The sequence below is a fragment of the Nocardia testacea NBRC 100365 genome (genome assembly GCF_000308775.1).
Lineage (GTDB): Bacteria > Actinomycetota > Actinomycetes > Mycobacteriales > Mycobacteriaceae > Nocardia > Nocardia testacea.
This window is the reverse complement of the sequence record NZ_BAGJ01000067.1, coordinates 1-9,059: the sequence shown is the minus strand read 5'-3', so window position 1 is coordinate 9,059 and position 9,059 is coordinate 1. Positions and strand designations below refer to the sequence as shown.

Annotated in this window: 6 protein-coding genes and 1 pseudogene; all 7 read right to left on the bottom strand. The window is 70.4% G+C overall.

The annotated features are described in order from the left end of the window. Positions 1-971 (bottom strand): peptidoglycan glycosyltransferase FtsW (locus ON38_RS08360; protein ID WP_169333256.1); only part of this gene is annotated, 971 nt, incomplete at its 3' end. Continuing rightward, positions 968-2,434, bottom strand: coding sequence for a UDP-N-acetylmuramoyl-L-alanine--D-glutamate ligase (gene murD, locus ON38_RS08355; RefSeq protein ID WP_039823760.1), 1,467 nt, complete (start codon positions 2,432-2,434; stop codon positions 968-970). The genes murD and ON38_RS08360, both read right to left, overlap by 4 nt. A gap of 49 nt (positions 2,435-2,483) precedes the next feature. Continuing rightward, positions 2,484-3,560: a phospho-N-acetylmuramoyl-pentapeptide-transferase gene (gene mraY, locus ON38_RS08350; RefSeq protein ID WP_030523849.1), complete on the bottom strand. Its 1,077-nt coding sequence runs from the start codon at positions 3,558-3,560 to the stop codon at positions 2,484-2,486. Beyond that, the gene (locus tag ON38_RS08345) at positions 3,557-5,110 is read right to left on the bottom strand and encodes a UDP-N-acetylmuramoyl-tripeptide--D-alanyl-D-alanine ligase (protein ID WP_039823757.1); all 1,554 of its coding nucleotides are present in this window, start codon (positions 5,108-5,110) and stop codon (positions 3,557-3,559) included. Before ON38_RS08345 ends, mraY begins: the two co-directional genes overlap by 4 nt. Continuing rightward, positions 5,107-6,723, bottom strand: a complete 1,617-nt coding sequence (locus ON38_RS08340) for a UDP-N-acetylmuramoyl-L-alanyl-D-glutamate--2,6-diaminopimelate ligase (protein WP_083872420.1) — start codon at positions 6,721-6,723, stop codon at positions 5,107-5,109. The genes ON38_RS08345 and ON38_RS08340 overlap by 4 nt, the downstream gene beginning before the upstream one ends. An 89-nt stretch (positions 6,724-6,812) precedes the next feature. After that, positions 6,813-8,768 carry a peptidoglycan D,D-transpeptidase FtsI family protein gene (locus tag ON38_RS08335; protein WP_083872418.1) on the bottom strand — a complete coding sequence of 652 codons (1,956 nt, stop codon included), beginning with the start codon at positions 8,766-8,768 and terminating at the stop codon, positions 6,813-6,815. Next, positions 8,765-9,059, bottom strand: a pseudogene (locus tag ON38_RS37010) (Rv1157c family protein); the annotation flags it as partial. The pseudogene ON38_RS37010 and the gene ON38_RS08335, both read right to left, overlap by 4 nt.

Genomic DNA, 9,059 nt, shown 5'->3' with positions numbered 1-9,059 from the left:
GGATCCACCGAGCGGGCGGCGATCCGCAGGCCGGCGTAGACGAACAGCGCGAAGAGTCCCAGTACCAGCGCGCAGCCCAGGAAGCCGAGTTCCTCGCCGATGATGGCGAAGATGAAGTCGTTGTGCGAGTTGGGCAGATAGCTCCATTTGGCCCGGCTCTGCCCGAGCCCGCGGCCCCACAGACCGCCGTCGGCCAGCGAGTACATCGCCTGCCGGGCCTGATAGTTGATGCCCTGGGGATCGTCGGCGGGATTGAAGAAGGCACGCATCCGGTCGGAGCGGTAGCCGGCCGAGAGCGCGAGGGCGAGCGCGGCGATGGCACCGGAGGCGAGGATGGCCACGAACAATCGCACCGGCAGACCGCCGAACCACAGCAGCGCCAGCAGGACGATGCCGAGGGCGATGGTGGTGGACAGGTTCGGCTGCAGCACGATCAGCAGACAGACCAGCAGACCGGCCGGAACCAGCGGCACCAGCAGATTCTTCAACCCGCCCGGATCGTTGGCCGCCCGCCCCGCGGCCCGCCGCGAGATCAGCAGGTGGGCGCCCCACACCACGAACGTGACCTTCACCAGTTCCGACGGCTGGATCGAGAACAGCCCCAGGTCGATCCAGCGGCGCGCACCGTTGACCGTGCTGCCGACCCCCGGGATCAGCACGAGGACCAGCAGCAGTACCGAGACCGCGAACACCGGGAAGGACAGCTGGCGCAACCGCCGGAACGGTATCCGCAGCGCGACATAGAACAGCACCGCGCCGACCGTCGCGTACATCATCTGCTGGACGAACAGCGAATACGCCGACCCGCCGTCGGCATAGGACTCCACACTGGAGGCCGACAACACCATCACCAGTCCCAGCAGGGTGAGCAGGGTCGCGATGGTGACGACGAGATGGAACGAGGCCAGCGGCCGCGCCAGCCAGGCGCCGAATCGGCCCACCTGTACCTGTCGCGTGCCGCGCGGTCTCATAACCGCCGCCCGAGGTCCTCGTCCTTCAGGTCCTCGACCGCGCCGGCGAAACTACGGCCGCGGTGGGTGTAGTCGGTGAACATGTCCAGCGAGGCCGCCGCGGGCGCGAGCAGCACGGTATCGCCGGGTCCGGCGAACGCCGCCGCCTCCCGCACCGCACGCTCCATCACCGCGTCGGCGATTTCGGTGTTGCGGGTTCCGGTGATCGCCTCGTCCATGACTGCCTGCCCCATACCGGCATGATCCCGCGTATCCAACTCGACCACGGGGACTTCCGGCGCGTGTCGCGCCAGCGCGGCCGCGATGACCGGAGCGTCGGCACCGAACAGCACGACGGCGACCAGCCGCTCGGCGACCTCCTCCACCAGGTCCTCGACACCGGCACCCTTGAGCTGGCCGCCGGCGATCCAGACGACATGCTGATGGCCCAGGATCGACGAGCGTGCGGCATGTGGGTTGGTGGCCTTGGAGTCGTCGATGAACTCGACGCCGCCCAGTTCGCGCACCAGCGCCGACCGGTGCGGGCCGACCTTGTGCTCGATCAGGCCCTCACGGACGAATTGCGGCGCCACATCGATGGCCCGGGTCAGCGCCGCGGCGGCCAGGGCGTCGGCGATACCGGCCGGACCGGGCGGGCTGATCTCCTTGGACTCGGCCAGGATCGCCGCCTTGGTGAAGGCCCGGTCCAGCAGTTTGCCGTCGACCACGCCGAGTTCACCGTCGGCCGGGACGCCGATCCGGAACCCGATGGTGCGGCGCGCCTTCGAGCGACGGGCCAGGCGGGCGGCCACCGGATCGTCGAGTCCCACGACCCCGACCCGCCCCAGCAGAGCCCGCGATTTGGCGGCGGCGTAGGCGTCGAGCCCACCGTGCCAGTCCAGATGGTCCTCGGCCACGTTCAGCACGACCCCGGCCTCCGGGCGCACCGACGGCGCCCAGTGCAGCTGGAACGACGACAGCTCCACCGCCAGCACCTGCGGCCCGGGATTGCGGCGCAGGGCGTCCAGGATGGGCAGACCGATATTGCCGCAGGCGACGCTGGGGATACCGGCGGCCCGCAGTATGGAATGGGTCATCTGGGTGGTCGTGGTCTTGCCGTTGGTGCCGGTCACCACCAGCCATTTGCGGACCGGACCGTAGATCCGGGCCTGATCCACCCACCAGGCGAACTCGATATCCCCCCAGACCGGGATGCCCTCGGATACCGCCGAGGCCAGGACCGGGGAGTCCGGCCGCCAGCCCGGGCTGGTGATCACCAGCGCGAACCGCGACCAGTCGGTGTTCTCCATCTCGGCCGCGGGCGCGATGTCCAGCCCCAGTTCGGCGGCTTCGGCCAGTGCGGCGGCACCGCTGTCGGTCACCACGGGCCGGGCCCCGATATCGCGCAGCGGCGTGATCAGCGAACGGCCCGACACACCCCATCCGGCAACCAGCACCTCGCGGCCGCGCAGGAATTCCAGCATCGGGCCCGGCGAACGCAGGGCCCGGGGCGTATGTTCCTCCATCGTCAGCTCACCCGACCGCGGAGAGATATTCGCTGTAGAACAGGGAGAGCCCGGCGGCCGAGGCCATCGCGGCCAGCAGCCAGAACCTGATGATCACCGTGGTCTCCGCCCATTTGCTCAATTCGAAATGGTGATGGAACGGCGCCATCTTGAACAGCCGGTTGCGGGTGGTCCGGAACACCGCCACCTGCAGCACCACCGACGCCGCCTCGGCGACGAACAGTGCACCGATGACCACCATCAGCAGTTCGGTGCGGGTGGTGATGGACAGCCCGGCGAGCAGCCCGCCCAGGGCCAGCGATCCGGTATCGCCCATGAAGATCTTGGCCGGTGCCGCGTTCCACCACAGGAATCCGATACACGCCGCGGTGCCCGCCGCGCAGACCAGGGCCAGATCCAGCGGGTCGCGCACGTTGTAGCAGCCGGTCTCGGGCTTGGTCTCGCAGGAGTGGTAGTACTGCCAGAACGTGATGACGACGTAGCCGCCGAGCACCAGGCTCATAGATCCCGCGGCCAGACCGTCCAGGCCGTCGGTGAGGTTCACCGCGTTCGACCAGGCCACCACGATGAGGCAGACGAAGGCCAGGAATACGACCACGCTCATCGAGACGGTGTTGATATCGCGTACGTAGGACAACTGCCGGCTCGCCGGGGACAGTCCGCTGCCACCCGGGAACTGCAGTGCCAGCACACCGAACACCACCGCCGCGGTGATCTGGCCGAGGTATTTGCCCGCGGCCGTGAGCCCGAGATTGCGGCCCTTGCGGATCTTGATGAAATCGTCGATGAAGCCGACCACGCCCAGCGCCGTGGCCAGGCCGAGCACCAGCAGCGCGGAGGCGGTGGGACCTTCTGCCTCGTAACCGATTCCGATCAGATGGGAGCCGAGATACCCGGCCCACATACCGATGATGATCGCCACCCCGCCCATGGTGGGCGTACCGCGTTTGGACTGATGGCTGGCCGGGCCGTCGACCCGGATCTCCTGCCCGAACCCCTGCCGGGCGAATATCCGGATCAGCAGCGGCGTCAACAGGATCGACACCGTCAGTGCGATCGCCGCCGCGAACAAGATCTGTCTCATCGCACTGCCTCCGTGCTCACCCCGTCGGCGGCGCCGGCGCCGCCCGGTGCCGGTGTGCCGGCACCCGCGTTCTTCTCACCCTCGGCCAGCAGCTGTTCGGCCACCGCCCACAGGCCGACCGATTGCGATGCCTTCACCAGCACCACGTCACCCGCGCCGACTTCGGCGGCGAGCAACTCCACGGCCGCTTCGATATCCGGGACGAGCACCGATTCCTCACCCCATGAGCCTTCCATGACCGCTCCCTGGTGCATGCCCCGGGAGGGTCGTCCGGTCCCGACCACGATGAGCCGGTCCACATCCAGGCGGACCGCGAGGCGGCCGATCCCGTCGTGTTCCACCACCGATTCCGGGCCGAGTTCGGCCATTTCGCCGAGGACCGCCCAGCTGCGCCGCGGGGTGTCGCCCGACCGGGCCATGGTGACCAGCGCTTTGAGCGCGGCCCGCATGGAATCCGGGTTGGCGTTGTAGGAATCGTTGATCACCGTGACCCCGGCGGCACTGGTGCGGACGTCCATCCGCCGCGCCGACGCGGCCCGGGCCCCGGAGAGCGCGCTGACGAGGGTGTCGAGATCCGCGCCGCACTCCAGGGCCACCGCGGCGGCCGACAGTGCGTTACCGACCTGGTGTTCCCCGTGCACGGCCAGCGTGACCGGACGGTCGCCGAGCGGTGTGTGCAATGTGAACGAGGCACGCGCCTGGTCGTCGAGAGTGGTTGCGGTGGCCCGGATCTGCGCGCCCGCGGAATGCCCGACCGTCACCACCCGAGCCGCCGTCCGCGAGGCCATCGCGCTGACCTTCGGATCGTCGGCGTTGAGCACGGCCAGACCGGTTTCGGGCAGCGCCTCCACGAGTTCGCCCTTGGTCTGCGCGATGGCCTCGCGGCTGCCGAACTCGCCGAGATGCGCGGTGCCCACATTGAGGACCACCCCGATACTCGGCGGCGCCACCCGGGCCAGCGCGGCGATATGCCCGGGCCCGCGCGCCGACATCTCCAGCACCAGGAACCGGGTGTCCGGACCGGCGCGCAGGGCGGTCCAGGGATGCCCGAGTTCGTTGTTGAAGGAGCCGGGTGGTGCCACCACCGGCCCCAGCGGCGCGAGCACCGCCGCCAGCAGATCCTTGGTGGAGGTCTTACCCGAGGATCCGGTGACGCCGACCACGGTCAGTCCACCGGCCGCGACCAGGCGCGACACGCTCTCCCGGGCCAGCGCGGCCAGCGCGGTCAGCACCGCGGCGCCGGCGCCGGTCGAATCATGGCTCAGCGCCAGCGCACTCGACGGCACCGAGCCCGGCGCGGGGGGTACGACGATGGCGGGCACTCCGACCGGCCGGGCGGCCAGTACCGCGACCGCACCCGCCTCGATCGCGGCGGCCGCGTAGTCGTGGCCGTCGACGCGCTCGCCCGGCAGCGCCAGGAAGATATCGCCGGGACCGACTCGGCGCGAATCGAATTCGACCGAACCGGTCACCCTCGCCTCCGGGTCACCGACATCGTGCAGCGTGGCGCCCACGACCTCGGCGATGTCCCGCAGTGTCATCTCGATCATGAAACTGTCAAGTCCTCCGCGCCCGTGGACCACGAACCGTTGTCCGCGCCCCCGGAACTGTGCCCCAATGCCGAATCGATCGCCGACGCGAGTACCTCGCGGTCGTCGAACGGATATTTCACCCCGTTGATCTCCTGCCCCGCTTCGTGGCCCTTACCGGCCACCAGCACCACATCGCCGGGATGCGCCCAGTCGACGGCCGCCGCGATGGCCGCGGCCCGGTCGCCGATATCGCGGACCTCGCCGCGCTGCTCGTCGCCCACACTCTGCGCGCCCGCGACCAGGGACGCGCGAATCGCGGCCGGATCCTCGGTTCGTGGATTGTCGTCGGTGACGATGAGCAGATCCGCGCCGCGGGCCGCGGCCGCGCCCATCGGGCCGCGTTTACCGGTGTCCCGGTCGCCGCCGGCACCGACCACCACCGCCAGCCGTCCCCGGCTCCCCGCGGTGGCCAGGTGGGTGCGGAGGGTGGCGATCACCGATTCCACCGCGGCGGGTTTGTGGGCGTAGTCCACCAGCGCCAAGAACTCCTGCCCGCGCTCCACCCGCTGCATCCGTCCGGGTACGTCCACCGTGGCCAGCGCGGGCGCGGCGGTCCCCGGCGCCACTCCGGCGGCCGCGCATACCGCGACCGCGAGCAGGCCGTTGGCGACGTTGTAATCACCGGGCAGCCGCAGCCGCACCGGCGTCTCGCCGTCCGGCCCGGCCGCGGTGAATTCCTGTTCCCCGCCGTACGCACGGGCGGGGGCGGCCAGCGACCAGTCCGCAGGTCCGGTGGTCGCCACCCGGATCGGCGCGGCGAGGCCGTCGGCGAGGCGGCGGCCCCATGCGTCGTCCACACACACCACGGCGGTGCGGGCGGCCACCGGGGACACCGGTTCGAACAGCCGGCGCTTGGCGGCGAAGTAGTCCTCGAAATCGGCGTGGAAATCGAGGTGGTCCTGCGACAGGTTGGTGAACGCGCCGACCGCGAACCGCACCCCGTCGACCCGGCCCAGTGTCAGGGCGTGGCTGGACACCTCCATCACCACCGCGTCCACACCCTGTTCCACCATCAGCGCGAACATGGCGTGCAATTGCGGCGCCTCGGGCGTGGTGAGTGCGCTCGGGACCCGTCGGCCGCCGATTCTGGTCTCGATGGTGCCGATCAGGGCGGTGGACAGCCCACCCGCGGCGAGTCCGGCCTCCACCAGGTAGGAGGTGGTGGTCTTGCCGGAGGTGCCGGTGATGCCGATGATCCGCAATCGCTCGGACGGATGGCCGTAGATCGCCGCGGACAACTCGCCGAGGATCGCGCGCGGATTCTCGCGCACCAGGACCGGCACCGGCAGGTCACCGGCCAGTTCCGCCCCGGCGGCGTCGGTGAGTACGGCGACCGCGCCGCGGGCCACCGCGTCCGCGGCGAACCGGGCGCCGTGCGCCCGGGAGCCGGGTAACGCCGTGAACAGATCACCGGGCAGAACCGCGTCGGAGCGCTGTTCTATCCCGGTGACGAGTAGGTCGGTGGCGACCGGTGGCCGAAGTTCGGCGTCGATCAGATCCAGCAGGTCGGGCAGCGGTGTCGACAGCGGCCGGGCCGGCCGCAGCGAGGGCTGGCTGGACTGCGCGGGCACAGGATTCCTCTCTGCATGATGAAGCGCGGATACGACGACGAGTCAGGTTACCGACGCCGGGTCACGGTCGGGTAAGCCGGTTCGCCGAATCACGACGCCTGCAGGACGAACTGCCGTTCCGGCTCGCTCGACGGCGGAATCCGATCCCGCTGCAGTGCCCAGGAGGCGATGTCGTGGAACAGCGGCGCCGCCGACTGCCCGCCGCTGCCGTCGGAACTGCGCACCGGCGCGTCGAGCATCAGTCCGATGACATAGCGCGGGTTGTCCGCGGGCGCGATACCGGCGAAGGTGATCCAGTACGACGAGCTGGAATAGCACCCGCAGTTCGGGTCGACCTGCTGCGCCGTCCCGGTCTTCCCGGCGATCCGGTAGCCGTCCACCGCGGCGGCGGCGCCGGTCCCCATCTGCACTCCGGTCGGATCGTTCTGCACCACCGACTGGAACATGGTGCGCAGTGTGCGCGCGGTGTCGGGACTCACCACGCGCACCCCGTCGGGCGCCGGCTCCTCGGTGCGGGTCCCGTCGGGGGCGACGGTGGCACGCACGATACGCGGCGGCATCCGGAGCCCGTCGTTGGCGATGGCCTGGTACATACCGGTCATCTGCAAGGTGGTCATCGAAAGACCCTGGCCGATGGGCAGGTTGGCGAACGTACCGCCGGACCACTGGTCCCGGGCGGGTAGCAGGCCGGAACTCTCACCGGGCAGTCCGACCTCGGTGCGCCGGCCCAGACCGAAGCGTTCGAGCATATCGGCGAACCGGTCCTCGCCGACCCGCTGCGCCAGCATCAGCGTGCCCACATTGGAGGATTTACCGAAGATCCCGGTGGTGGTGTAGGGAGCGACGCCGTGCTCCCAGGCGTCCCCGACGGTGACCCCGGACATATCGATGCGGCCGGGCACCTGGTGCACCTCGTCCGGCGTGGTGAGGCCGTATTCGACGGCCGCGGCCGCGGTGACCACCTTGTTCACCGAGCCGGGTTCGAAGGGCTGGGTCACCGACGGGTTGTCCAGCCCGGCCGGATCCCAGTGCTGCGGACCCAGCGCCGGATTGAACGTATTGTCGTTGGCCATGGCCAGCACCTGGCCGGTTTTGGCGTCCAGTACCACCGCGGAGGCCGATCTCGCGCCCGAGCGATCCTTGGCCTGCTGTATCTGCTGCTGCACGTGGTTCTGCAGGTAGGAGTCCAGGGTCAGTTCGACATTGTTACCGTCGACCGCGGGCTGGCGGTCGCGGAGACTACCGGGGATGACCGCCCCGTCGGAGCCGCGGTCATAGGTGTAGGAGCCGTCGGTGCCGGCGAGCGCCGAATCCAGCGAGGCCTCCAGCCCGACCCGGCCGTGGCCGTCCCAGCCGGTGGCGCCGACGATATTGGCCGCCAGCGACCCGCCCGGGTATTCGCGCAGGTCCTGGCGTTCGGTACCGACCTCGGGGAACTTCGCGGTGATCTCGTCGGCTTTCCGCGGGTCGACATTGCGGGCCAGGTATACGAAGGTCTGGTCACTGCGCAGTTTCTCCAGCAGTTCGGATTCCTTCGGTCCCTCGTCACCGAGGATCCGGTGGATGGTCCCGGCGATATCTTCGAGCCGCCGATCGGGATCGGGCGCCGAATCGTCCTTCGCCCGGGCGTCGGCGAGATCCTTGCGCACCCGGACGGGCTGGAAGTTCAGCGACTGGGCGGTGATGGTGAAGGCCAGGGATTTGCCGTTACGGTCGGTGATGGTGCCGCGCGTGGCGGGCAGGTCCTGGTAGGCCGTGCGCTGGCCGGCGGCCTGCGCCGACAGCGTGGGCGCGGCGATGGTCTGGATCCACAGCAGTTGCAGGGCCACCACGGTCAGCGCCACCAGCATGATCAACCGGCCCACACCGAGCCGGATTCGCACCGGCCCGTTCGGGGCGGGCCGCCCGCCCGGACGTGACCGCCGGGGCGCGCGGGGCCGAGCGGGCGCGACCTCGGCGGCTCGCTTCTTCGTCTTTCCGCGATCGGCCGCGGCTCGGGATCTCGGCGCGGAATCGCGCCCGCGCCCCGACCCGCGCCGGTTCATCGCATCTCCTCACCCGCCGTACCGGGCGGCAGCGGCGCGACCGAGGTGGGTTCGACATCGCCCGGCGTATCCACGGGCGCCGGGACCGCCTCCCCTGCCGGAGCGGGCGCTGGGGCCGGAGCCTCCCCTTCGACCGGAGCGGACGCACCGGCCGGAGCGGTTCCGTCGGCCGGAGCAGTTCCGTCGGCCGGACCGGGCACCTCGGCCGGACCAGCACCCTCGACCGGAGCAGCCGGAGGGGCCGAACCGTCGGCCGGAGCGGTACCCGTGGGTCCGGGAACGCCCGGGCCC

Excerpts from the sequence above, each read along its gene's own strand:
- mraY (WP_030523849.1), bottom strand. The coding sequence starts at position 3,560 with ATGAGACAGATCTTGTTCGCGGCGGCGATCGCACTGACGGTGTCGATC.
- ON38_RS08345 (WP_039823757.1), bottom strand. The coding sequence starts at position 5,110 with ATGATCGAGATGACACTGCGGGACATCGCCGAGGTCGTGGGCGCCACG.
- murD (WP_039823760.1), bottom strand. The coding sequence starts at position 2,434 with ATGCTGGAATTCCTGCGCGGCCGCGAGGTGCTGGTTGCCGGATGGGGT.
- ON38_RS08335 (WP_083872418.1), bottom strand. The coding sequence starts at position 8,768 with ATGAACCGGCGCGGGTCGGGGCGCGGGCGCGATTCCGCGCCGAGATCC.